Annotated in this window: 22 protein-coding genes; 14 read left to right on the top strand and 8 right to left on the bottom strand. The window is 58.6% G+C overall.

What is annotated here, in order from left to right:
* Positions 1–303 precede the first annotated feature (303 nt).
* A complete protein-coding gene (locus QP324_RS06100; RefSeq protein WP_284815075.1) occupies positions 304–945 on the top strand; it encodes a hypothetical protein in 642 nt (213 codons plus the stop codon).
* On the opposite strand, the gene leuS is transcribed toward QP324_RS06100, so the two are convergent.
* A complete protein-coding gene (gene leuS / locus QP324_RS06095; RefSeq protein ID WP_284815073.1) occupies positions 946–3,792 on the bottom strand; it encodes a leucine--tRNA ligase in 2,847 nt (948 codons plus the stop codon). It abuts the gene before it with no gap.
* A 173-nt stretch (positions 3,793–3,965) separates the two neighbouring features.
* Here leuS and QP324_RS06090 point away from each other — a divergent pair, with 173 nt between their 5' ends.
* A complete protein-coding gene (locus QP324_RS06090) occupies positions 3,966–6,539 on the top strand; it encodes a hypothetical protein (protein ID WP_239279001.1) in 2,574 nt (857 codons plus the stop codon).
* A gap of 10 nt (positions 6,540–6,549) precedes the next feature.
* Positions 6,550–7,182, top strand: coding sequence for an MOSC domain-containing protein (locus tag QP324_RS06085; protein ID WP_005326944.1), 633 nt, complete (start codon positions 6,550–6,552; stop codon positions 7,180–7,182).
* A gap of 429 nt (positions 7,183–7,611) precedes the next feature.
* Here the strand turns inward: QP324_RS06085 and QP324_RS06080 are convergent, their stop codons facing one another.
* Entirely contained in the window at positions 7,612–8,823 is a 1,212-nt protein-coding gene (locus QP324_RS06080; RefSeq protein WP_284769066.1) for an MFS transporter, read from the bottom strand.
* 271 nt (positions 8,824–9,094) lie between these two features.
* Positions 9,095–10,570, bottom strand: a complete 1,476-nt coding sequence (locus QP324_RS06075; RefSeq protein WP_284815070.1) for an NAD-dependent succinate-semialdehyde dehydrogenase — start codon at positions 10,568–10,570, stop codon at positions 9,095–9,097.
* A 329-nt stretch (positions 10,571–10,899) separates the two neighbouring features.
* Here QP324_RS06075 and QP324_RS06070 point away from each other — a divergent pair, with 329 nt between their 5' ends.
* Genes QP324_RS06070 through trpA form a run of 6 tightly spaced genes read left to right on the top strand, consistent with a single transcriptional unit; the run spans position 10,900 to position 17,589 of the window.
* Positions 10,900–12,417 carry an anthranilate synthase component 1 gene (locus QP324_RS06070; protein ID WP_284815069.1) on the top strand — a complete coding sequence of 506 codons (1,518 nt, stop codon included), beginning with the start codon at positions 10,900–10,902 and terminating at the stop codon, positions 12,415–12,417.
* A complete protein-coding gene (locus tag QP324_RS06065; protein WP_239278996.1) occupies positions 12,414–13,061 on the top strand; it encodes an anthranilate synthase component II in 648 nt (215 codons plus the stop codon). The genes QP324_RS06070 and QP324_RS06065 overlap by 4 nt, the downstream gene beginning before the upstream one ends.
* A gap of 2 nt (positions 13,062–13,063) precedes the next feature.
* Entirely contained in the window at positions 13,064–14,098 is a 1,035-nt protein-coding gene (gene trpD, locus QP324_RS06060) for an anthranilate phosphoribosyltransferase (protein WP_284815066.1), read from the top strand.
* Positions 14,098–15,504, top strand: a complete 1,407-nt coding sequence (gene trpCF / locus QP324_RS06055) for a bifunctional indole-3-glycerol-phosphate synthase TrpC/phosphoribosylanthranilate isomerase TrpF (protein ID WP_284815064.1) — start codon at positions 14,098–14,100, stop codon at positions 15,502–15,504. Before trpD ends, trpCF begins: the two co-directional genes overlap by 1 nt.
* A gap of 13 nt (positions 15,505–15,517) precedes the next feature.
* Positions 15,518–16,723, top strand: a complete 1,206-nt coding sequence (gene trpB, locus QP324_RS06050; RefSeq protein ID WP_284815062.1) for a tryptophan synthase subunit beta — start codon at positions 15,518–15,520, stop codon at positions 16,721–16,723.
* On the top strand, positions 16,723–17,589 hold the full coding sequence (trpA, locus tag QP324_RS06045) for a tryptophan synthase subunit alpha (protein ID WP_284815060.1): 867 nt from the start codon (positions 16,723–16,725) through the stop codon (positions 17,587–17,589). Before trpB ends, trpA begins: the two co-directional genes overlap by 1 nt.
* Positions 17,590–17,654: 65 nt before the next feature.
* Here trpA and QP324_RS06040 read toward each other — a convergent pair whose 3' ends face one another.
* Positions 17,655–18,866, bottom strand: a complete 1,212-nt coding sequence (locus QP324_RS06040; RefSeq protein WP_225746234.1) for a dicarboxylate/amino acid:cation symporter — start codon at positions 18,864–18,866, stop codon at positions 17,655–17,657.
* Positions 18,867–19,057: 191 nt separating this feature from the next.
* Between QP324_RS06040 and QP324_RS06035 the strand changes: the two genes are divergently transcribed.
* The 5 genes from QP324_RS06035 (at position 19,058) to QP324_RS06015 (ending at position 21,931) form a co-directional block, all read left to right on the top strand.
* Entirely contained in the window at positions 19,058–19,528 is a 471-nt protein-coding gene (locus QP324_RS06035) for an SdpI family protein (RefSeq protein ID WP_225746233.1), read from the top strand.
* 339 nt (positions 19,529–19,867) lie between these two features.
* Positions 19,868–20,089, top strand: a complete 222-nt coding sequence (locus QP324_RS06030; protein ID WP_225746232.1) for a hypothetical protein — start codon at positions 19,868–19,870, stop codon at positions 20,087–20,089.
* An 85-nt stretch (positions 20,090–20,174) separates the two neighbouring features.
* Positions 20,175–20,540 carry a Rieske 2Fe-2S domain-containing protein gene (locus QP324_RS06025; RefSeq protein WP_005326925.1) on the top strand — a complete coding sequence of 122 codons (366 nt, stop codon included), beginning with the start codon at positions 20,175–20,177 and terminating at the stop codon, positions 20,538–20,540.
* 101 nt (positions 20,541–20,641) lie between these two features.
* Positions 20,642–21,607: a bile acid:sodium symporter family protein gene (locus QP324_RS06020; protein ID WP_239278991.1), complete on the top strand. Its 966-nt coding sequence runs from the start codon at positions 20,642–20,644 to the stop codon at positions 21,605–21,607.
* Between the two features lie 15 nt (positions 21,608–21,622).
* Positions 21,623–21,931, top strand: coding sequence for a hypothetical protein (locus tag QP324_RS06015; RefSeq protein ID WP_239278990.1), 309 nt, complete (start codon positions 21,623–21,625; stop codon positions 21,929–21,931).
* Positions 21,932–21,943: 12 nt separating this feature from the next.
* On the opposite strand, the gene QP324_RS06010 is transcribed toward QP324_RS06015, so the two are convergent.
* Genes QP324_RS06010 through QP324_RS05995 form a run of 4 tightly spaced genes read right to left on the bottom strand, consistent with a single transcriptional unit; the run spans position 21,944 to position 25,076 of the window.
* Positions 21,944–22,276, bottom strand: coding sequence for a branched-chain amino acid transporter permease (locus QP324_RS06010; protein ID WP_284815056.1), 333 nt, complete (start codon positions 22,274–22,276; stop codon positions 21,944–21,946).
* On the bottom strand, positions 22,276–23,004 hold the full coding sequence (locus QP324_RS06005; protein ID WP_284815054.1) for an AzlC family ABC transporter permease: 729 nt from the start codon (positions 23,002–23,004) through the stop codon (positions 22,276–22,278). Before QP324_RS06005 ends, QP324_RS06010 begins: the two co-directional genes overlap by 1 nt.
* Before the next feature lie 39 nt (positions 23,005–23,043).
* A complete protein-coding gene (locus QP324_RS06000) occupies positions 23,044–23,640 on the bottom strand; it encodes a YqgE/AlgH family protein (protein ID WP_284815053.1) in 597 nt (198 codons plus the stop codon).
* Positions 23,640–25,076 carry a CCA tRNA nucleotidyltransferase gene (locus QP324_RS05995; RefSeq protein WP_239278986.1) on the bottom strand — a complete coding sequence of 479 codons (1,437 nt, stop codon included), beginning with the start codon at positions 25,074–25,076 and terminating at the stop codon, positions 23,640–23,642. The genes QP324_RS06000 and QP324_RS05995 overlap by 1 nt, the downstream gene beginning before the upstream one ends.
* Positions 25,077–25,160 lie beyond the last annotated feature (84 nt).

The following is a 25,160-nucleotide window of genomic DNA, read 5'->3' as shown; positions in this document are numbered from 1 at the left end:
CCAGTCTATACTGCGCAGTTGATCTAGCAACTCATCGGCTTGTCGAGAGTTGATACACCAACTCCCACTACTGAATAAGGATGTAGGTCTAAGAGAGCCACAATTTCACAAACCCATACCTTTGCTAGCGAAAACACCTTAATTTTCCTTTTGAATACCTATCTGCTGGTACTCACTATTGTTTGAGTAGGTATGTTCTTGACCTGACAATTAAATAATGAAGCAAATACCCGCGACAAAAATGCGGCTGTGAAGGCAATGACTGCTCCGGCAGAGGAGACCGCAGCGTTTAGAATGGCAAGCATGGATAAGCTATTTAGCACGTGCGGTTTCGACTTCGTGGATATGGAAGAACTCATTGGGGAGCTGCCCACCGACCACGACATGTGGGATGCGCCCGGATTTGATCGAGTACTATTCCACGCCGACCCGTCCGACATGGCGGTCACCGCTATGGAGTACGAAGGGGAGTGGGCCGCAGTTCCTTCCTACCGGGGCGGGGAAGAGGCACCGGGCACGATATATCGCGCAACGCCTTATATCGGCATTGTGGAAACGGGGGATTTACAGTTCGCAGCGTTGGCGGATGCGCCCTTTGCCCTGCCGGCAGGCAACCCAGTCGGAGGAGAAAAGCTCCAGGGACAGGTGCGGCCAGCGGTTGTGGCATTGAAGTACGAGGTAGGGGAGCCGGAAGAGTTTTCCTTGACTTCGCCTGCTACCGAGCGCTTCTACCGAAACTTCAAGCCCAGCATGCTCAACCCGCAGGTGGAAGTGGCGGGGACTATCGGGGGCGTCGCCAAGCACAGCAATGAGCTGGGCATGGGGGAGTTTTGGGTATGCGACCTCGACGGCCTCCCGCTCATTGTGAACGAGAAGCTGGAGGTCGGCCAGGGGATCCGGGCGCACGGCATTGCGCTGTGCGCCACGGAATTTTGGGACGAGTAACTACTTGACCACGAGGTTGACCATGCGGCCCGGAACGTAGATCTTTTTCACCACGTTCTTGCCGTTGGTCAGATCGGCAATCTTTGCGTCGGCGAGGGCAACGTCAAAGACCGCGTCCTGGTCCGCATCAGCGGCCACGTTAATCCGGGCCTTGACCTTGCCGTTGATCTGAACCGGCACCTCAATCTCGTCGTCTACCAGGTATTTTTCCTCAAAGGTGGGGAAGGGCTGGTAGGTGATGGTCTCGTCATGGCCGAAGCGCTGCCACAGTTCCTCCGCGATATGCGGGGCAATGGGGGAGACCAACTGTGCGATCGGCTCCACGGCGGCGCGCGGGGCCTCGGTGCGGTAGGTCTTAGTCAGGTAGTTGACGTACTCGATGAGCTTGGCCACCACGGTATTAAGCCGCAAGTTCTCGTAATCATCGCGCACGCCTGCGATGGTGCGGTGGAGCTGCTTGAGGTCATCCTCGCTCAAGGCGGCGTCGGTAGTGGCCAGCTCGCCGGTGTCCTCATTGATGGCTAGGCGCCACAGGCGCTGCAAGAAGCGCTGGGAGCCTACGACGTCCTTGGTAGCCCACGGGCGAGACGTATCCAGCGGACCCATGGACATCTCATAAACACGCAGGGTATCGGCACCGAAGTCGCGGCAAATATCGTCCGGAGCCACGGCATTCTTGAGGGACTTGCCCATCTTGCCGTACTCCTGATTGACCTCTTCGCCGTTGTAGTAGAACTTGCCGTCCTTTTCCTCTACTTCCGCGGCCGGAACGTACACGCCGCGGGAATCCGTGTAGGCATAGGCCTGGATATAACCCTGGTTGTACAGGCGGCGGTAGGGTTCTTGGGAGCTAACAAAGCCCAGGTCAAAGAGCACCTTATGCCAGAAGCGGGAGTAGAGCAGATGCAGCACGGCGTGCTCGACGCCGCCGACGTAGAGGTCCACGCCGCCCGGGTCCTGCGGGCCATGCTGCTCCGGACGCGGGCCGGTCCAGTAGCGCTCGTTTTCGATATCGCAGAATGCCTCATCATTGCGGGGATCGATATAGCGCAGCTGGTACCAGGAAGAACCCGCCCACTGCGGCATAACGTTGGTATCGCGGAAATAGGTCTGTGGACCGTCGCCCAGATCCAGCTCTACCTCGACCCAATCGCGCACCTTTGCCAGCGGTGGTTGTGGCTCGGAATCCTTGTCCTCGGGATCAAAGGAAACGGGTTTATAATCTTCTACCTCTGGCAGCTCTACCGGCAGCATGGATTCCGGCAGGGCGTGGGCAAAGCCGTCCTTGTCGTAGACGATGGGGAAGGGCTCGCCCCAGTAACGCTGGCGGGCGAAGAGCCAATCGCGCAGCTTGTACTGCACCTTTTCGCGGCCAGAGCCGTCCTTTTCCAGCCATTCAATGGCCGCGGCAATGGCCTCGGCCTTATTCAGGCCGTTAAGATCCAGGCCTTTGTCGTTGGAGGAATTAACCAGCGCGCCGTCCTCGGTCCAGGCTTCTTCCTCCACGTTTCCGCCAGAGACAACCTCCGTAATAGGTAGGCCGAAGGCCTGGGCAAACTCGTAGTCACGGGTGTCATGCGCCGGAACTGCCATGATGGCGCCGGTGCCGTAGCCGGTCAGGACATAGTCCGCGATGAAGATCGGGACCTTCTTGCCAGAAACCGGGTTGGTGGCATAAGTACCCAGGAAGACGCCAGTCTTTTCCTTGTTCTCCTGGCGCTCCAGGTCGGACTTGGCGGCAATATCGGTGCGGTAGGACTCCACGGCCTCCTTCGGATCATCGTGGCCATAGGTCCAACGCTCATCCACGTCATCGTCATAAGGGATGGGGGAGAGGAGGGCGTCGACAAGCTCGTGCTCTGGGGCCAGCACCACGTACTCGGCACCGAAGAGGGTATCCGGGCGGGTGGTAAAGACCTCAATCTCGTAGCCCTCGGCAGGGAAGGAGACCTCTGCGCCGCGGGAACGGCCGATCCAATTGCGCTGCATGGACTTGACCTTGTCCGGCCAATCCAAAAGCTCCAGATCATCCAGCAAGCGATCGGAGTAGGCGGTAATGCGCATCATCCACTGCGAAAGGTTCTTGCGGAAGACCGGGAAATTGCCGCGCTCGGACTTGCCCTCAGCGGTGACCTCCTCATTTGCCAGCACGGTACCCAAGCCCGGGCACCAATTCACCGTGGAATTAGACAGGTAGACCAGGCGGAATTCATCGATGGCCGCGGCCTTTTCCTCTTCGGTGAGGTCCTCGTAGTAGCGGCCATCCTTAGTGGTGCGCTTATTGGCCTCCAGCTCCTTGATGAGCTCTGCAATCGGGCGCGCCTTCTGCTGCTCCTCATCGAACCAAGAGTTATAAATTTGCAGGAAGATCCACTGCGTCCACTTGAAGAACTCCGGATCGGTTGATTCCACGGAGCGGCGCGGATCGTGGCCCAGGCCCAACATGCCCAGCTGGCGGCGCATGTTTTCAATATTCGCCTCGGTGGTGGTGCGCGGGTGGGTACCGGTCTGGATGGCGTACTGCTCGGCCGGCAGGCCGAAGGCATCGTAGCCCAAGGTGTGCAACACGTTCTTGCCCAGCATGCGGTTATAGCGGGCGTACGTATCGGTGGCGATATATCCCAGTGGGTGTCCCACGTGCAGGCCCGCACCGGAAGGGTAGGGGAACATATCCTGCACATTGAGCTTTTCCTTAGGCAACTCGCCCGCATCGGTGGCGAGCTCGCCTACCGGGTTCGGGGCATTAAAGGTGCCATTGTCTTTCCAGTACTGCTGCCAGGTCTTCTCGATCTGGTTCGCCAGCTCCGGGGTATAGCGGTACGAAGTGGAATCGCTCTGGGTAGTCATAATCACACAGTGTAATAGCCGCATCCCGGCGCGGGGTAGTTCGCTATGCTTTCCGCGTTCTGCTTGGCACGCACATCCAAAATCCCCGCCGTAATCGCCCCCGGTTTTCGCGCCATTTCCGCCGCTCGCAGCCAAAATGCAGATCTGCATGAAAATGATCTAGGCTGGGGTAAATGAGCCAGGAGAAGTTTCGCAGCCAGCTATCATCTTTTGCAGACGCAGCGGTATTTCAGGGGATCCCGCACCTGCGCCTCTCCCCAGCTACCAACACATTGGAGCTGTACCTACCGGCCGTAACCGCAGGTTATGAGCCAGAAGATCCCCAGTGGACCGTGACCGCACAGCTGCTCGACGGCAGCGAGGACACCCGCAAGTTCTACTACGTGGAGGGCGAGGAGCCCGGCTTGTGGATCAGCATGCCGCGTGCCTTTAGCCACCTCAGCGTTTCCTTTGAGGAGCACACCTTGGAGTTTGCCGGCGTGGCCAATGGCGGATTGCTGCTCGATTCCACCCATCGCCCAATCGATACCACCACAGCGGTAGCCAAGGGTTCTTATACCTTCATCGCCCCCACCGGCACGGAGCTTGCTAAGGCCAAGGTCGGCGAGGCCCGTCCCCACGGTGCATGGGAGGGCTGGACCATCGCCCCGGTCGAGGTCAGCCAGTCTTTCACCGTGGAGGTTCCGCGCCAAGAATCCGCGACCATCAAGGTGTCCGGCAGCCCTGATTTTGCCTGGGACATGGCCGTGAAGACGCTACCTAATGCCCATGGCCTAGATGGTGAACTGGTCTATACCCAGTCCCCGCGGGTCATCGCCAATACGGAACTCAGCATGGAGCTGGCCTATGTCCCCATTGGTGGGGAAGAGGAGGCCGTGCTGGAGGATGAACTACCGGAGGGCATTCACGAGGTACTTCCCGCAGACGCCTTCGAGGATCCCTGGGTGGGCCGCTACCGCTTCACCCTGTACAAGGACGAGGAACTGGTGGATATCCAGTACCTCAATTTTGCGGAGTCGCTGCACATGCGTGCCAAGAACGAGGGCCCGCGCGGCACCAACTTTCGCTTTATCGATGCCCTGGGCAACCTTTCGCCGTTTAGCTATGCCTTGGCTTCTGCGCCGGGCAAGGCTATCCAAATGGAAAAGGGCCAGCGCGTCTTTGGCGAGGACGAAAGCGTGCGCGAGGAGACCGTCGGCAGTGAGGCCGGCTATGAGCTGACCTTCCAGGTGGAGCCGGCGACGATTCGTACTCGAGTCAAACGCACCGCGGCCGAGCCCGTGGATTACCTGGATAAGCAGGTCATCCTGGCGGACCAGCTCGATGCGGATGCACTTTTTACCATTCATTCTCCGGAGCCACTGCCGCTGGCAAAGTTCGTGGTTATTGATAAGAACCAGAAGATTAGGGACCTGGTCACCGCCAATGGCTCAACGGAAGCGGCCACCAGCCTATCCGTACCCAACCGCGCGCTGAAGTCGGCACTGACGAAGAAGACCTCGCTGGAGCTTTACCTCCTGTGGTCCACGTTGTCCTATGAGGAGTACCTCGAAGGACTGCCGGAAAAGGAGCGCGCAGCGCACCAAAAGCGCAGCTTTGAGCGGCGCGTCATGGAATATGAGGCCACCGCGGCCAGCGACCTCATTTATGCCGCCATCGCCACCGTGCGCAAGGCACCGTTGGTCGCCCGCGCAACCATTGAGGACGGCATCCTCGTCCCCGAGCAGGCGCACGAGGAGGAGGTAGAGCTATTGGCTTGGGCGTGGCCGCTGGGCAATCCCGCGGGCGAGCCGCTACCGCTGGAGCCCACTGAGGAAGGCTTTGAGCTGCCCGAGGAGCTGCTGGACGCCGGCCACCTCATCGTGGACTTCCGCGAGGATGAGCCGGCCAGCGACTTGGCCGCGCCGCAGTACCCGCCGGCTAGCGCTCTTATCATCTTCCACGACGGTGAAACCGAAAACACCGAGGGTATGTGGCCTGCCTACGCGGCCATGCGCCGCCTCGCACCCAAGGCCAAGGAAACCTTCGAGGGAATCATCAAGGAGATTGAGGCCGATCCGCGCGCCAGCATGGATGCACTTATGGCCGCGGAATTTGAGCCGGGGCAGCGCATGCGCGCCTTTGTCCGCACCGGCTTGGTCTCCCGCACCTTCCGCCGCGAGGAGCCGGCCACCGAGCCTTCCTCACTCTTGGCCGCGCTTGCCGACGCCGCCCATGACTACGTCGAAGCCCACGGCTCCGCCTCCCTCGCGCGCGTGCCGTCCACCGGCGTCGACGATGTCACCCGCCCCATGCTGCTGATGAGTGCAACGGGCGAGGCACCTACGCCAGCAACGGACAGCGACCAGCTCTGCGATGATGCCCACCGCATCGCCGCACTGCGCGAGTGCTTTGCCAATGACCTTGCGCTCACCCGCTTGGGCACCATTTCTAACCTGCGTAACACCGCAATGCAGCTGCGGGTGACGCTGCAACAGCTGGGCGTCGATAAGTCCGTCCTGCATACCCTGCTCGCGCTGGACGCCTTTGGCGATGGCAATTCGGAGCTCGGCGATTCCGCCTGGATGCCGTTTATTTCCTATGTCTTTGCCATCACGGCGCGCGGCGTGGCCAATGGCCAGCTGGCGGACCCTGCTTTCGCCGCCACGCTTGACGACGCCCTCCCACAGCTCGCCGAGGCCGTCTCCCTCGCCCCGCAGCTGTTCTACCGCGATATTCTCACCGCGGAGGCCCTCACGCTGAGCTAGGGTGGCAGGCATGCAGGTCATCTCTACCAATGTCGCCGTCCGCCGGCCGGACCCGAGCGGGCGGCATGAGTTCTCGGGCATCGATAAGCAACCGCAGGACTTTATCGATCTGGCAGCGCCCGGACCCCATTACGGCGATGGGTCCGGCGTGCGCGGCGATATAATTGGTGACACCCAACATCACGGCGGCAACGATAAGGCCGTCTACGCTTACTCCCGCGAGGAACTGGATTACTGGCAATCTGAACTTTCCCGCCCGCTGGCCTCCGGCGGCTTTGGCGAAAATCTCACCACGCAGGGCATCGATCTGTCTGCTCTGCTCATCAATCAGCGCGTGTGCATCGGCACCGCCGTGCTTGAGGTATCCGTGCCCCGACAACCATGTGCCACCTTCGCCGGCTGGCTAGGGGAGCGCGGCTGGCTCAAGCGCTGGACCGCGCGTGGTGACTGCGGCACCTACCTGCGCATCATTTCCCCCGGCCGCATTCGCCCCGGCGACGCCATCGAGCTGGATACCCCACCCAGCCACGGCATCACCATGCGCATGGCCTTTGCCGCCAAGATGGGCGACCGCGCCCTGGCCCGGCGCGTTATCGATGCTGGCTGCCTGCCCACTCACCAACAGAACTCGCTTCGCACCTAGTTACACAAGCACTTATAGTCCGCCATCAAGGTGCGCATAAGCGTCGATGTCCGCCGGCCCAATCCACCTAGAGCGTTGCCCATCAATATCGGTACTGCTCGAAAGATATCCGCCCGTCCCGCGTCCTCATATCGGGCTCGTCATTGCCCCGCCCTAGGCCTGCAGGCCAGGCACCCGTGGCTTGTACTCGGCGCTATGGGAAGCCGCAGAGGCCCACAGTAGGGACCGGGACCGTTAGTCGGCACATCCCTGCACAGCGAGTCTAGACGCATACTCTACTTCCGGAACCGCAGGCCACGTCACGACGTTTAGCTTGCCAAGAGTCCAGCACAGTCTTCTCGCCCGGAGTGCGCGCATAACAAAAACACGCCAGCACTAAGTGCTGGCGTGTTTTACATGCTAAGTGCGAAGTAGGGGAGTGTAACTGTGTTACTCGCCCTTTTCAAAGCTCAGATGGTGCCCCTTCGCCTTAGGGAAGCGGCCGTGCACAAAGAAGTAGTAGATAGCGGCGATGACCACGAGGCCCGCGAGAATGAGATACATCGTGTCGAAGCCCGTTGCCGCAACGATGGGGCCCAGGCCGAATGGAGCCAGGCCAATGCCGAGGTCCATGAGCAGGAACATGGTGGAGATGCCCGCGCCCATTTGCGCGGCAGGCACCGAGCGCACGGAGATGGCTTGGCAGGCGGGGCTGAGGGTGCCGAAGCCCAAACCGGTGCAGGCGCCCGCGACCACCAGCATGACGTCATTGGTGGGGAAGCCCATGAGCAGCAGCGCCACGACAAAGGCGGCCAAGCCGAGGTACATCACGGCATTATCACCCTTATGGTCCTGGATGCGCCCCAAGACGAAGCGCATGATGAGCATCGTGACCGCATAGCCAATGAAGAACAGCCCTGCGCCGGTGGCCAGGTCTTCCTTGCGTGCGTAGGCGTTGAGATAGGTAACCACGCCGGAGTAGGCGATGCCGACTAGGAGCATGAATAGACCGATGGGAACCACGTTGGGGTGTACGGCATTGCGCAGCCTAAAGGCCGGCTTTTCGGAGGAAACCTCGGCCGGATAGCGCAGCACCAAGGCCAGGATCAGGGAAACGATATTTGCGCCAAGGGCGACTGCAAATAGCGTAGTGTAGCCGATGTTATTGGCCAAGAACAGGCCGATAGCTGGACCGAACGCGGTTGCCAGGGTAGTGCCCAAGGCGAAGTATCCGGTGCCTTCCGCACGGCGCTCGTGCGGGATAACGGACTGCGCTACCGCCATGAGTGCGGTAGAGGTCAAGGCATAGCCCGCGCCGTGCACCATTCGCACGATAATCAAGACCGCAACATTATGCGCAAAAAAGTACGCCACAGCTACAACTGTGACGAAGACCAGTGAAGTCAAGGCCGCCTTCTTGTGGCCCACGCGGTCTACGATCCAGCCGGAGAACACGCGCATGCACGTCGCGCCCAGAACAAAGGCACTGGAGGCGAAACCACCCACGGTATCCGATGCCCCGAAACTCTCTACCGCGTAGAGGGCCATGGTGGTTACGGACAGGTAGAAGACCAAGAACTGACAAAAATTAGCCACCCACGCGAGGACAAACGTAGGCGTAATCAGCGGCGGCTTAGCCGCTGCAGATTCTGTAGACGTCATATACTCACTCCAAATAACAAAAAGAAAATTCCCTCTCCACGCGCTGGCCATAAGGCCACGCATCGCAGATGAAGGAAATAGAAATTAAATTTTACGGAGAGGAACTATACGCCCCGCAGGCTGCAAAGGTTAATTGAAAAGCTTTCCAGGCCCTTACCGACGCCGCCCGTACACGGGCGGCTACCGACAATCGCTCCACTTTGAACTGGAAAATGCTACGCACTGGGTAGGTAGCGTTGACTTATTCGCGCTTAAGAAAAGTTCTTGAATCCTAGGCGCCGGCATAAGGATCACGGATACCCAAGTACTGCACCGAGGTATATTCTTCAATACCTTCGGCGCCGCCTTCGCGTCCTAAACCAGAGTGCTTGACGCCGCCGAATGGGGCAGCGGCATTGGAGATGACACCGGCATTGAATCCCATCAGCCCAAACTCGAGGCCGTCGGCAACGCGCCAGAGGCGATCGGAATCCTCCGTATATACATAGGAGGCAAGTCCGTACTCCGTATCGTTCGCAATCTCTAGCGCTTCCGATTCATCCTTGAAGGTGAGGATGGGCGCGACCGGGCCAAAAATTTCTTCCTGAGCGACGCGAGTTTCACGTGAAACATTGCTCAGGATAGTGGGCGCATAGAAGTGACCCGCGCCCTCGCCGCGGGTGCCGCCGGTGACAACGGTCGCACCCTTGTCCACCGCATCCTCAACCAAGGATGCAACATTGTCGAGTGCCTTAGCCTCAATCAGCGGACCACACGTCACACCTTCGTCCATGCCATTACCGACGACGAGTTTCTCAAACTCTGCTGCCAGCTTTTGCGTAAACTCCTCCGCCACGGACTCGTGCACCAAGAAGCGGTTGGCCGCAGTGCAGGCCTCGCCAATATTGCGCATCTTCGCGCCCATGGCTCCCGCAACCGCCTGGTCAATATCCGCATCCTCGAAAACAATGAACGGTGCATTACCGCCAAGCTCCATAGAGGTGCGCAAGACATTATCCGCGGCACCCTTAAGGAGGGTTTTGCCCACTGGGGTAGAACCGGTGAAGGAGAGCTTGCGCAAGCGGGCGTCGGCAAGCAAGGGCTCCGAAATGGCCGAAGCGGAGCTGCCGGAGACCACATTGAGCACGCCCTGTGGCAGGCCGGCATCGAGCATGGTTTGCGCGAAGTACTGCGTGGTGAGCGGCGTCAGCTTGGCCGGCTTCAGGACCATGGTGCAGCCCGCTGCAACGGCCGGAGCAACCTTTCGGGTGGCCATGGCGAGGGGGAAGTTCCACGGAGTAATCAATAGACACGGACCCACAGGCTTGCGGCGGGTAACCATGCGCAAGGTACCTTCCGGGACGGGGGAGTAGCGGCCATAATCGCGCGTGGCTTCCTCACTAAACCACCGCAAGTATTCCGCACCATAGGTAACCTCACCTTGCGACTCGGCAAAGGGCTTTCCCATCTCAAGAGTCATCAGGGTGGCGAACTCATCGGCGCGCTCGTGTACCAATTCAAAGGCGCGGCGTAAAATATCAGCGCGCTCGCGCGGGGTGGTGCGCACCCACTCATCTTGGGCCACACAGGCAGCGTCGAGGGCAGCCACCGCATCATCAGAATTCGCCGACGACAGCGTGGCGATGGTCGCGCCCGTCGCCGGATTTTCTACGTCAAAGGTCTCGCCGGAAGACGCGTCGCGCCACTGTCCGCCTATCAAAAGCTGAGTGGGGACCTTCGCTAGTAGTTCCTTCTGGTCGATGCTCATATTCATCACCTTTCTCCATTGCGTGAATGCACTCCACAGTACCGCGATTCGTTAGCTGGCTTTCTTGGTCCGGCGCCAAGCACAAGCGCATAGTGGGAGAGGATGAATATTTTTATCGATTACCTGACAGGCTATAGAAATCTAGGTTAGTATGACCGTTATGAAGAAGATGACTACTGCTTGGTGGTGGCGCGCGTAACCCGCGGGCCTTATTCCACATCCCATTTTTAGGCTCGCATTCTGCGGGCCTTTTGGCGTTTTAGTGCCTCTGCTCGCGGAAGCTTCCTATCCGTTTCCCCGTTCCCCACACCCATCGAAAGGGCACTGCAATGCCATACACCGCCACTCGCGACATCTCCTACGGCAGCGATGCGGCCGCAATCTTTGACGCCCTCGCACAACCGCACGACTCCCTACTTCTCGAAAGCGCGGACATTGAGACAAAGAAGAATCTCAATTGCCTCGCGGTCCTCAGGGCCGCCCTGAAAGTAACATGCCACGGCCAGAGGGTAGAGGTACGCGCCCTCACGGAGGCAGGGGAGACGCTCCTTCCTTCCCTCGAGGACCGGTTCCACCATCGCCTAGTTTCACGTGAAACTACCGCGGCAGTTTTCGAGTTCTCGCAGTCCACCCATCCAGACGAGCGGGAGCGGCTCCTTGCCGAATCTACCGCTGATATTTTGCGGTTCTTGCAATTAGAAGCCAACTATTCCTCTCCTTTATTGCCGTTCCTTGGGGGCGGATTCGCTTATGACTACCTCGCTACTTTTGAGGAACTGCCTGAGGTTGAGCCCGGGGCCAACACCTACCCGGACTTTGAATTCTTGGTAGCCCAAACGGTCCTCGCAGTGGACCACCTACAAGGAACTGCACACCTAGAAGGCTGGGACATCGACGACAAACGCCTGCGGGAAGAGTTGGATTCTCTTGCCTCACTGCCGGTGGCTGCTCGTCCCACGGCGCCGCAAAAGGAAAGGATCCGGGCGGTGGCCGATGTGGATGATGCAGGGTTTAGGGCGGACGTCGACAAGCTTAAAGGCAATATTCACGCCGGTGATATCTACCAAGTAGTGCCCGCGCGCGCCTTCACCGTGGAATGCCCCAACGCCCTGGCTGCCTACCGGGCACTGCGCGAGACCAACCCCTCGCCCTATATGTTCTACGTCCGTGGTGCCTCCTATGAGCTCTTCGGCGCCTCGCCGGAATCAAACCTCAAATTCACGCCAGAAGATAGGCAGGTCCAGCTCTATCCCATCGCGGGAACCCGGCCGCGCGGGCTCAACCCGGATGGCAGCATCAACCATGAACTGGATATCCGCAACGAGCTGGACATGCGTACAGACCAAAAAGAGGTTGCGGAACACACGATGCTGGTCGATCTTGCACGCAATGACCTCGCTCGCGTGGCCGTGCCCCGCGGCCGGCAGGTAGAAGAACTCCTGCACGTTGACCGCTACTCACGGGTCATGCACTTGGTCTCCCGTGTCACGGCGACGCTCCACCCGGACTTCGATGCGCTCGATGCCTACCGTGCGTGCATGAATATGGGGACGCTTACGGGAGCACCCAAACTTCGCGCCACCGAACTGGTGCGCCGCACGGAGGGGAAGCGCCGCGGATCCTATGGCGGGGCGGTGGGGTACCTGCGCGGCGATGGAGCCATGGATAACTGCATCGTCATCCGCTCGGCCTACGTCCAGGACGGAACCGCAGTGGTGCAAGCCGGCGCCGGAGTGGTCAAGGATTCCGTGCCGCAAGCCGAGGCCGATGAAACGGTGCATAAGGCCTACGCCGTACTCCATGCCATCGCCATTGCACACGGAGCCGAGTTGGAGGTACAGCGATGAGCTCGCCGCATATTGTCCTGCTAGATAACCACGATTCTTTTGTCTACAACCTCGTCGATGCCCTTGCTGGGTTCGATACCACCGTGTTTCGCAATACCGTAGCGGTGCACGACGTGCTGCGCGCACAACCCGACATTATTGTGCTTTCCCCGGGCCCCGGTCATCCACGGGACGCCGGCTGCATGATGGAACTTATCGACGCCACCCTAGGCACCACCCCGATCCTTGGCGTATGCCTCGGCTTCCAAGCACTACTCGAGCACCACGGCGGTTCGGTCGAACCGTGCGGCCCCGTGCACGGGAAGTCCATCCCGATGACCCTGACCGAGGCCGGCGTTATGCACCCCGTCTTTCAGGGCCTTGCCACCGATACTGAGCCGGACCAACCGGGTCACCTTGGTACGCAAGTTCCGGTGGCGCGCTATCACTCGCTTGGATGTACGGACCTACCTCGGGGGATGCGTTGTCTCGCGCGTACGTCCACGGACATCGGAGAGGTAGCCATGGCGGCCGAAACGGACGACGGTAGGGCCTTCGGCGTGCAGTTCCACCCTGAGTCCATCCTCACTCCCCGCGGCCCCCTCATGCTTGAGCGTTGCGTTAATCAACTATTTATGCACACCACTATGGATATGGAGCACTAAAAATGAATCACGCACCCCTGCGTACCTTGCAAGCCTTCCTGAATAACTCTCAGCCCACCATGGAAGAAGCCATGGAGGTATTTACCCCCTTGGCTGTGGGCGACTACGACGATATTCATATCGCGGCGCTGCTTACCCATATTCGCACCCGCGGCGAGACCTTCGCAGACATTGCCGGCGCGGCCAAAGCTTTCTTGAAAGTGGGCTATCCATTCCCCATCACTGGAAAAGGACTCATGGATTCGGCCGGCACTGGTGGCGATGGCGCGAATACCATCAATATCACTACGGGCGCCTCCCTCGTTGCCGCCGCCGGGGGAGTGAGGATGATCAAACATGGCAACCGCTCGGTCTCTTCCAAATCCGGATCGGCCGATGTCCTCGAAGCCCTGAATATCCCACTGGACCTAGACGCCGCCCGAGCAGTACGCCAATTTGAAGCTTCCAACTTCACGTTCCTATTCGCTCCGGCGTACAACCCAGCGGTCGCCCACGTACAACCGGTCCGCAAGGCGCTAGGTATCCCCACCATCTTCAATACGCTGGGACCGCTCCTGTCCCCAGGACGCCCGTCACTGCAAATCATGGGCATCGCCAACCCAGCCCAAGGCCAACTCATCGCGGAAGTCTTTCGAGAGCTCGGCCGAGAGCGCGCCTTAGTCGTCCATGGTGCTGGCACGGATGAGATCGCTACCCACGGCACGACACAGGTCTGGGAGCTCAAGGACGGCGAGATTGCCACTTATGAGCTCACTCCGGAAGACCTCGGCATCAAGCGCCACGAGCTGACGGACCTTGCAGGCGGCGACGGCGCCGCGAATGCCCAAGCCCTCCGTGCGGTTTTTGCCGGCCGTGGCGAGCCCGCCCATTGTGACACCATTGCCGCCACCGCCGGCGCGATGTTTTACCTCAACGGGACCACGGAGACTATCGCAGCGGGAGTCACTCACGCCAAGGAACTGATCAGCAGCGGCACTGTTGAAGAATGGCTCATGCTCCACGAGAGCGCCAACTATGCAATAGGGGAGGAGAGCTAATGTCGGTGAATACTTTGCCTACGGTGCTCGAGGAGATCGTCACCCAGCGTCGCACTCACCTGCCTGCACTCCGGGAGCGCCTGTCCCACGTGGACCTGGCTAGCGTGCCACGCTCGGAGCGTTCGCTTGCCGACGCCCTCCGTGGCACCAACCGCTTCATCATGGAGTGCAAGTCTGCCTCGCCGTCCCTTGGCAAAATTCGCGAGGACTATCGCCCGGGCGATATTGCCCGGATCTACTCTCGCTATGCCTCCGCCATCTCGGTGTTGTGCGAGCCCGATCGTTTTGGCGGCGACTACGACCACTTGCAGACCGTCGCGCTATCCACCCATGTGCCGGTGCTGTGCAAGGACTTTATTGTCGATCCCATCCAGGTATATGCCGCGCGCTATTACGGCGCCGATGCCATCTTGCTCATGATGTCTATCGTGGACGATGACACCTACGGTGAGCTCAAAGCACTGGCGGACGAACTCTGCCTAGACGTCTTGACTGAAGCCATCACCGAGGACGAAGTGGTTCGCGCAGTGAAATTTGGCGTCGATATCATCGGCATTAACAACCGCAACCTCCACGATCTCAGCATCGACCTGGGCCGCACCGAACGCCTAGCCCGCCATGTTCCAGACGGAAAGGTGATCGTTTCCGAATCTGGAATCCGCGATAATGCCACCGTCCGCCGCTTAGGAGCCCACGCACATGCTTTCCTTGTGGGCTCCCAGCTGACCTCCCGGGAGGACATCGATCGGGCGGCGCGCGACCTCGTCTTTGGCGCCAATAAAGTATGCGGCCTTACCACCGCCTCCTCCGCACAAGCAGCCCGCGCTGCTGGAGCTCGTTACGGGGGACTCATCTTCGCACCGGATTCGCCCCGCAGTGTTTCACGTGAAACCGCACAAAGCATCATTTCCGCGGAACCAGAGTTGGAGTACGTAGCCGTGACGCGGTCTACGGAGTTGGAGACGCTAGGAAGCCTTGCCAAGATCCCCGGCCTCAAGGTTCTTCAGCTTCACGCCCCATTCCAAGGGAGTAGGGAAGCAGAGCTGGAATTCCTTCGAGATGTACGCGGCGTCGCTGACGGTCTTCACCTTTGGCGAGGCATCGACATGAATAACTCTGACTTCGCTGCCTTGACGCCGGACCTAGTACCAGAAGTAGAGGCCCTCGTCCTCGACTCCGGCAATGGTGGGACGGGAACCACTTTTGAATGGCGGACGATTCCCCCTGAAGTGAAGGAGAAATCCCTGCTCGCCGGCGGGCTCCGGCTAGACAACCTCGAAGAGGCACTGTCGATCGGCACGGCGGGACTCGACCTCAATTCCGGTCTGGAATATGCGCCTGGGCACAAGGACGCTTCGTTAATCGCCCAAGCCTTTAGCACCATCCGAAACTACACACACCCATAGAAAGAAGAGAACGATGACAGTTTCACGTGAAACGCTCCTTCCGGCATACTTTGGCGAATTCGGCGGACAGTTCGTCCCCGAATCCCTCATCCCGGCGCTCGACCAACTTGAGAAGGCCTTTGTCGACGCACGAAACGACCCCGCATTTCGCAAAGAGCTAAGCACACTTTTGCGTGACTATCTCGGCCGGCCCACGCCAATTACAGAGGCGAGGAACCTCGGGGGCAAGGCGCGCATCTTCCTCAAGCGGGAAGATCTCGTACACGGTGGAGCACATAAGACGAACCAGGTCCTCGGCCAAGCACTGCTAGCAAAGCGGATGGGGAAGACACGCATTATTGCGGAGACCGGAGCGGGCCAGCACGGCACCGCTACTGCACTTGCTTGCGCATTGCTGGATCTCGAGTGTGTGATCTATATGGGCGCGAAAGATGTGGCCCGACAGCAGCCAAACGTATTCCGTATGGAGCTGATGGGTGCGAAGGTCGTCGCCGTCGACACCGGATCCGGAACTCTTAAAGACGCGGTGAACGAAGCCCTCCGTGATTGGACCGCCACTTTCCATGAATCCCACTATCTCCTCGGTACCGCGGCCGGACCTCATCCATTCCCAACCATCGTCCGAGAGTTCCACAAGGTCATCTCTGAAGAGGCTAAGACCCAGATGCTTGAGCGCACCGGTGGGCTACCGGATGTAGTCGTGGCTTGCGTCGGCGGCGGTTCTAATGCAATCGGTATGTTCGCAGATTTTATTGAAGAAGAGGAAGTGGAACTCGTCGGCGCCGAACCTGGCGGCGAAGGCCTAGACTCCGGCAAGCACGGTGCCACCATCAACAACGGTACGGTCGGCATCCTCCACGGCGCGCGCAGCTACCTCATGCGCAACGCGGACGGCCAAGTGGAGGAATCCTATTCTATTTCCGCCGGGCTCGACTACCCGGGTGTAGGACCGCAGCACGCGCACCTTCACGCCAGCGGCCGCGCACAATATGTCGGCATTACTGACGCCGAAGCACTCGAAGCATTCCAGCTTCTTTCCACTAAGGAAGGCATCATTCCCGCTCTCGAATCCTCTCACGCGTTGGCCTACGCCCTGAAACGCAAGGACGAGGACATCACCATCTTGGTCTCCCTGTCCGGCCGCGGAGACAAGGATATCGACCACGTTCGCCACACCCTTGAGGCCCACCCAGAATTCAAACTGCAGGAGAAGAACTAATGAGCACCCGATACGAAGACCTATTCCGCTCACTGCGCAACAGGGGAGAGGGCGCTTTCGTCCCATTCCTTATGTTGGGCGATCCCACGCCGGAGCACACGCTGGCCATCGTGCGAACGGTCGTCGCGGCCGGAGCCGATGCATTGGAGCTAGGTGTTCCATTTTCTGACCCAGTGGCCGACGGCCCCACCATTCAGGCCTCCCACCTTCGCGCGCTCGACGGCGGCGCCACCGTAGAGTCCGCCTTGGAACAGGTGCGAACAATCCGCGTGGAATTTCCCGAGCTTCCCATCGGCATGCTCATCTACGGCAATGTGGCGTTCACTCGGGGTTTCGACCGCTTCTACGCCGAGTTTGCGGAAGCAGGCGCGGATAGCATTTTGCTTCCCGACGTCCCCGTGCGCGAAGGCGCTCCATTCATCACCGCAGCAGAGAAAGCCGGCATTGATCCAATCTTTATCGCCCCGGCCCGCGCGACTGCGCACACCCTCGAGGGCGTCGCTCAAAGCTCACGCGGCTATATCTACGCAGTATCGAGAGATGGAGTTACCGGCGCCGAAAAGGAATCCGAGACTATTGGGCTCGAAGAAGTCGTCGCCAACATCAAAAGATTCGACGGACCTCCGGTGCTGCTAGGATTCGGCATTTCCGAGCCGCAACACGTGCGCGATGCCGTGACCGCTGGGGCAGCGGGGGCCATTACTGGCTCCGCAATCACCAAGATTATCGATCGCCACGTTTCACGTGAAACAGACGCGGAAGGCAGGCTAGTGGAAGGAACCCCAGGACGCATTTCCGATGCGAAAGCCTTGCATAAAGAACTCGCCGAATACGTAACTCGCATGAAGGCGGCAACTAGGAAGTAGTCCTGAAGACGCGAAGAACCCTCCTCAGCTCTCGGCAGCTGAGGAGGGTTCGCTATAAAAAGCCTCTACGCGGTTGCTTCTGCAGATTCCTCTTCAGTGTGGTCCTTTTTGGAGCCCGCGAACTTGTCCACGATCATCGCAATGGCGCCGTCGCCAGTAACGTTGGCAGCAGTGCCGACCGAGTCAATGGCGATGTAGGCCGCGATCATTAGCGCCACCATGCCATCGTCAAAGCCCATCATGTCCGCCAGTAGTCCAGCTGCGACCATGACTGCGCCGCCAGGCACGCCTGGTGCCGCGATCATCATAATTCCCAATAGGAAGATGAAACCAAGGCCGGTGCTCGTACTAATATCCAGGTTCGCCATGTACACAATCGCAAAGGCATAGAGCGTCAGCTTAATCATGGAACCAGAGAGGTGAATGGTCGCACACAGCGGGATAACGAAGCTTGCCACCGGCTTCGAAATGCCGTTCTTCAAGGTGGACTCCATAGACACCGGGATGGTGGCGGCAGAAGAAGAGGTTCCCAGTGCGGTGAAATATGCCGGAAACATATTGCGCAGTGCTTTGAAAGGATTCTTGCCAGTAATTGCACCCGCGATAATGTACTGGAGCACCAGATAGACCAGAGTCATAACAACCGCCAGGATCAGCACTTTGGCGAAGGCCGAGAGCACTGAGCCCAAATTGCCATTCATGCCCAAGCCCAAGAACATGCCGAAGATATAGAAGGGCAGAATTGGCACTACAAAGCCCCAAATGACCTTGACTACTACGCTCTCCAATTCCTTTGTCACCGCATACAAGGTATCGGACTTCACTGTAGTCATCGCTACACCGATGCAGAATGACAACAAGAGAGCCGTCATAACCTCAAAAGGCGGCGCCATTTCCACCTCGAAGTACGGAGTAAGTGCGCCCTCATCAATATCGGAGACATTTGTAATCAGATCCTGACCGCTGAGCATGGTGGGGTAGAGCCAGTGCGCAAGTACGTAGGCAAGAAGACCCGCAACAATCGTTGAGCCGTAGGCAATGCCTGCAGTAACACCCAGCCATTTTCCGGCTCCCCGCCCCAGAGCAGCAATCGACGGGGCGATAAGCGCGAAGATGAGGACCGGAATAAAGAAATTGAGGAAGTTACTAAAGAGTCCATTGAAGGTGGCGAATACGCGGCCAAACCATTCGGGCGCGAATTGGCTCACCACCACGCCAAGGATGATGGCGACGATGATGCGGAATAATAGGGATTCCGAGAGTTTCTTGAGATTCATGTACTTACATTCAAATTGGGTGTTTCGCCCCTTGGTAAAGGTTCCAGGGTGAAACAGCGCGGTATAGAGGCAATAGTCGATTCAATATCTATCGATCGACCTTAAAGGCATACTACCCGACAGAAGACTTAGCCAGAACACTCACCCCAGCCACGATTTTTATCCTGGCGCTACAAGGTTAAACTGAATACATGATCGCTGTGGGAATCATCTTTTTAATCCTCGCCGTCTTCCTCATCATCGTGGGAGCCTTGGCCTCGACCAAGCGCCTGCCTGGAAATAGTTATATCGGTTTACGCCTGCAGGAAATCCGCAAATCCCGCGAAGCATGGGACAATGCCCATCGCGTCGCCGGGCCATTCTGGATCCTTAGCGGTGTCTGTCTAGTTTTTGGCGGCATCGTCGCGCTCCGCTCTCAAGGCTGGATGTGGCTCATCCCGGTTCTTACCTTTGTGGCCGCTGTTCTAGCCCTCTCCATCGGTTCTAATCTCGGCTCACGTGCCGCGTTCCTCTACGAACAAGCACACGCGGATGAGGAGGGTTGTGGAGAATCCTGTAATTGTGGTTCCGACGGTTGCGGTGGGGAAGAGGCCTCCGCAGCATCCGCCCCCCAGGTTGATGTCGACGCACTCCGTCACGCCGCTCGCGAATCCGACAAGTAACCACGCACCGCTGCGCAATCTACCCCTTCTGGAGAAAGATTCATCTTCCGTCCAGAAGGGGAATTTTTGTAGCTATACCTTTCGTAGTGAGTTATCGCTACACACTTCCGGTTAGTCACAGTGACTTTATTAATTAGGACAGCTGTTTGCCCGTTTTTAGTAACTGTCAATATTTTAATCCAAACCACGGTCTGGAATTAACCCATACTTGAATAACTCTATAGTTGATTCACTGCACCATTGCGATTCCTGCGAGAGAGGGTAGAGGTTACGTAAAGCTGCCATGAAACCCTGACAGGCAAGAGCACAACCAGCCCCCTGAAGGGCAGAATATAGTGCATGAAGAAAAGTACCGCCCTGGCTGCCATCGCCGCTTCAACTTTTGTCATCGGCACGTACGCCGAGCAAGACCACAAGGCGACGACGTCTGTAGCAGAAGCACACGAACAACAGTCTGCGCAGAGCATCGTAAATGATTTAGGCATCGAGTCTGGCACCTATGAACTTGTCGCTACTTCTGAAGGCTCTCCGGAAACTTGGGAAGGACTCCTAGCTAACTAACTACAGTGTTTCACGTGAAACTTTAATTCCAACCGGACAAACGGGAACGGCACAATACGCAAGACCAACGGGCTAGAGTAGAAGCATGATCAAGTGCTCCCGTCGAATGTTCTTACTTGGAACCGCCACCACATTTGCAGGCGCCTACGCCGCGGCCTGTGGCTCCTCTCCGTCCGCAGAAATTGCGGCAACCGAGATTCCGATTGGCTCCGCGAAGATTGTCGATGGCGTAATCTTCACCCAGCCCAAGGAAGGGGAGTTTAAGGCCTACTCCCAAACTTGCCCCCACCAACACAATCCAATCACCGAGATTGATGGCATGACGGCCACTTGCACGGCACACAACACTTCCTACAATCTCAGCGATGGAAGCGTAATCTCCGGCCCGGGGCGCGATCCATTGGAAGAATACGAAGTTAAACAAGACGGCTCTAACGTCACCACGGCCTAAAGTGCATTTCCCGTGTGGTTTCACGTGAAACTACACGGGTTGTGTTTTCTTGGCCCGAGCATCTGCAGCATGTGATGACGAATAGGGTTTAAACTCTTAGCATGCTGCAGCGTTTGAAAAAGCCCGACCCGCTTATCGTCCTCATTATCCTGGCGGTCATCATTGCGATCATTGCACCAGCCCGCGGGAGCTTTGCCGACATATTCGGCCAATTAACAAACGTGGCCATCGCGCTACTCTTCTTCTTGTATGGCGCGAGGCTTTCCACTCAAGAAGCCCTCAACGGACTCAAGCATTGGCGGCTACACCTCACAATTCTCGCTTTCACCTTTGTGGTTTACCCGCTTATAGGCATAGCTCTGCGCCCACTCACCGCTGTCATATCGCACGACATGTACCTGGGCATCTTATTCCTCACGCTGGTTCCATCCACGGTGCAATCTTCGGTTGCCTTCACCTCAATCGCGAAAGGAAACGTGGCGGGCGCAATCGTATCGGCTTCTGCCTCAAACTTGGTGGGAGTAATCATCACTCCATTGCTCGTCATGTTCCTCATGGGAACTGGGGGAGGAGTTCACATCGATACGTCAGTATTCGGCGAAATCGCCCTTCTATTGTTGGCGCCATTTGTTTTAGGTCAGCTTACTCGGCGCTGGGTGGGGAAGGTTGCGCAAAGCAAGGCCACTAAGGTCGTGGACCGCGGCTCAATTGCGATGGTGGTGTATTCCGCTTTTTCCAAGGGCGTTGTGGACGGAATTTGGTCCTCTATTTCTCTGTGGGACCTGGCGTTCCTAGTTGTCTTCGCCGCGATCTTCGTCGCTTTCATGCTGTGGCTCACCAGAAAGGCAAGCCAAAAGATGGGATTCAACCGCGCCGATACCATCGCAATCGAGTTCTGCGGATCGAAAAAGTCATTAGCCACGGGGCTACCCATGGCCTCGGTCATCTTTGCTTCTGGCGGCGCATCCCTTGGGCTACTAATCCTCCCGTTGATGATTTACCACCAGGTTCAGCTGATGATGTGCTCATGGCTAGCGGCCCGCTACGCGCAGCACCCCGACACGTAACTACACTTAAGTGCCATGACGAATTACCTTTACGTACGAACCGAACTGAATGTGCCCGGAGTGGGCTCAGCAATTCACATGGCGGAAATGGAAGAGCGCGATGCCCGCAGCTGCCGCATGGTGCGCATGATTGCGCTGGATCCCTCGGATGCCATCGTCGGGGTAGCAACACCAACTAGTTCCACGGGAAACGTAGATCAACCGCAAGAGGTTGTCCCTCACCCGGATACCTATGATGATTTTCCGGACATTAGCGCGCAGTACGTGGACCAGTCTCGGTTCGACGCCCTGTGGTCCGAAGCCACCGCCAAGTTCGGCCTATAAGAGTCGCAAGGGCTAAAACACTACGTTGACGAGGAGCATATAGAAGGCGGTTCCTCCGAAGATGGACAGCGCTGACTCGCGCTTCCACAGGTGGAGTAAAAAGGTAACGAGCACGCCGAGTAAAGCCGCCCAAATACCACCGGGGGCGCCAGCCTGCCCGTGGACGGTATAGACCACCAAGATGGTCATCACGCCCACAGGCATCATCATGCCGAGCAAGGAAAAGAACTGACTATCCTTCATCCATTTCACAAAGGAGAAAGGAAGTTGGCGAAGTACAACGGTAATGAGTCCGACGGGAACTAGGACGGCCGCGATGGAAGCAAGGGTGACTCCAGCAGGCATTAGCACTCCTCCCGGAATCCCTTAAGGTCGCCTCGCCTACGCAAGCTGAAAGCGGCATCGACGCGTGGGGATAGATACCGAATAATGAGCAGGATGAAGTAGACGCTGAGAGCCACCATGAGGAGTTGTCCAGGGGCGAAGGCGGCCGCGAGGATTCCCACCAGAGCCGCGCTTAGGGGTAAAGAGAAGTCCTGATTATTGCGGAAGGAATCCATCGCCAGCACGACGAAGAGCGCCACTAGGGCGAATTCCATGCCCTGCACGGTAGAGGGAATCACCTGGCCGGCGAGAGCACCGACAATGCCACCACCTACCCACAGAGCCTGACAAAAAATTTGGATGGTGAGGATCCGGCGTCCGGTCGGGCGGTCATGGGTGGGGAGGGAGGAGACGATGGCATAGGTTTCGTCGGTAAGCGCATAGGTGGAATAAGCCCTGCCCAGGCGCGAGTTAATGCGGTGGCGAGGAAAAGTAAGACCATAGAAAATATGGCGGAAGTTCACCATGAAACCGGTGACCAGGGAGGCCACGGCTGTGGCGCCGCCGGTGACCATGGAAATGGCCAGGAACTCCATAGAGCCGGCGTAGATGACGATGGAGAAAATAGGCGTCCACCACCAACTGAAGCCGGATTGGACCATGAGCAGGCCGAAGGCTAGGCCAAGGGGAATAAGGCCGATGGCGGCGGCCCAGGTATCCTGCACACCTTGTGCAATATCCTCACGCATGCGGGCTAGTGTAGCCCACTGCCTGCAGAGCGATAGGAATTAATTGTCTTCCAAGTTGACAGGGTAGGTGGAGTACAGCGGCAACGGCATAGGTTGGCGCTTCATAACATCGGACCAGAGGTCGGCCGGACCCGGCGTAATAACGTCTTGGGCCAGGGCAGGGGAGACGAACCATTCGCCGGCCTCAATCTCCTCCGCGAGCTGGCCTGGGCCCCACTCGGCGTAGCCGGCAAACATGCGCATGCCCGAGACCAAGGGCTCTATCTCTTCTGGGTCGGCACGCAGATCCACATGCGCGAGGCGCGGGGCGAGGCGGGTAAGTCGGTCATGCTTGTCCGGATCGACGCCCTGGTTGGTCTGCGCGAGTCCTACGACGGATTGCTGATTGAGCGGGCCGCCGATGTACAGCGCCTGCGGCTTGGCCACAACGGGAAGCCATTCCGGCAGCACATTGAAAATCGCCACCTCGGAGCGCTTGGTCAGATCCACGCCGAAGGTCATCATGTCATTGTGCTCAATAACGAGAATGACGGAACGGGCGAATTCCGGCGAAAGCATCCCCGGAGCGGCGATGAGCAGCTGGCCGGGGGCGGGGTCATTGCGCTCGAGGGCGTTGAATAATCTATCGGCAAACATCACTGTTTAGAATCCCACCACTCGCGCAACTTCGCAATCGCTTCCTCGCGCTCGAGGGGACCATGCTCGAGGCGCAGCTCCTTGAGATAGGACCATGCCTGGCCCACCTCAGGGCCGGGCTGGAGGCCTAGGATCTCCATGATCTCGTTGCCGTCGAGGTCTGGACGCACGCGGGCCAAGTCCTCCTTGCGGCCGATCTCTTCGATACGCTCCTCGAGCTGATCGTAGGTGCGCTGGAGGCGGCGGGCCTTCTTGGCATTGCGGGTGGTGCAATCGGCGCGCACCAGCTTGTGCAGGCGGGGAAGAAGCTTGCCGGCGTCGGTGACATAGCGGCGCACGGCGGAATCGGTCCATTGATTTTCCCCAAACCCGTGGAAGCGCATGTGCAGGTACACCAGCTGGCCGATGGACTCCGTGGTGGCCTTGGGGTACTTCAACTTGCGCAGGCGCTTGCGGGCGAGCTTCGCGCCCACCACCTCGTGGTGGTGGAAGGAGACCTTGCCATCGGTGTTATCAAAGGTATCCGGCTTGCCAATATCGTGCAGCAGCGCCGCCCAGCGCAGGACGAGGTCTGGACCATCTTCTTCCTGGTCCATGGCCTGGCTCAGCACCTTGAGCGAGTGGGCATAGACGTCCTTGTGCTGCGCGTGTTCGTCCGCGGTCATGCGTAACGCGGGGATCTCTGGGAAGATATAGTCCGCGATTCCCGTAGATACCAGTAGATCGATGCCATCCCACGGGGCCGTGCCGCAGATGAGCTTATCCAGCTCCACCTGCACGCGCTCCACGGTGATGCGCTGGATCTCGCCAGCCATATCCCGCATGGCCTCCACAACGCGATCCGCCACGCGGAATTCCAACTGGGAGGCGAAACGCGCCGCACGCAGCATGCGGAGCGGATCATCGTGGAAGGAGATCTCCGGCTTATCCGGGGTATCGAGCACCCGGTCAGCTATGTCTTGGAGGCCGTGGAGGGGATCGTGGAACTTAAAGGAGGCGTCGGCAAGCAGCTCAATGGCCATCGCATTGGCCTTGAAGTCGCGCCGTACTAGGTCGCCCTCCAAGGTGTCACCGTAAACCACCTCTGGATTGCGGGACTGGCCGTCATAAGAATCAGAGCGGAAGGTGGTGATCTCAATCTGCTGGCCCTTGTAGGCCGCGGAGACGGTACCGAAGTCTATGCCGGTATCCCACACGGTTTCGGCCCACTCATCGAGGATCTCCTTGACCACCTCGGGGCGGGCCGGGGTAGTAAAGTCCAGGTCATTTCCCAAGCGACCCAAAAGCGCATCGCGCACAGAGCCGCCCACGAGGTAGAGCGAGTAGCCGCGCGCGGCAAATTTCTCCACCAGCCCACCCAGCAGGTTGCTGAGGGAGGAGACGGTGGATTCCGCGCGGGCAAGAACGCCGATTAGCTGAGTGTCCTGAAAATTCACGGGTGAGAGTCTACTACGATTGGCAGGGATGACTAACCAAGAACAGGGCCCCTCCAAGGGAGGCGGCCGCAACCGCAACCGGTC

Source organism: Corynebacterium sp. UMB0012, assembly GCF_030216265.1.
Classification (GTDB): Bacteria; Actinomycetota; Actinomycetes; order Mycobacteriales; family Mycobacteriaceae; genus Corynebacterium.
Note: the sequence above shows the minus strand (reverse complement) of the source record. Positions and strands in the feature narration are given on the sequence as shown.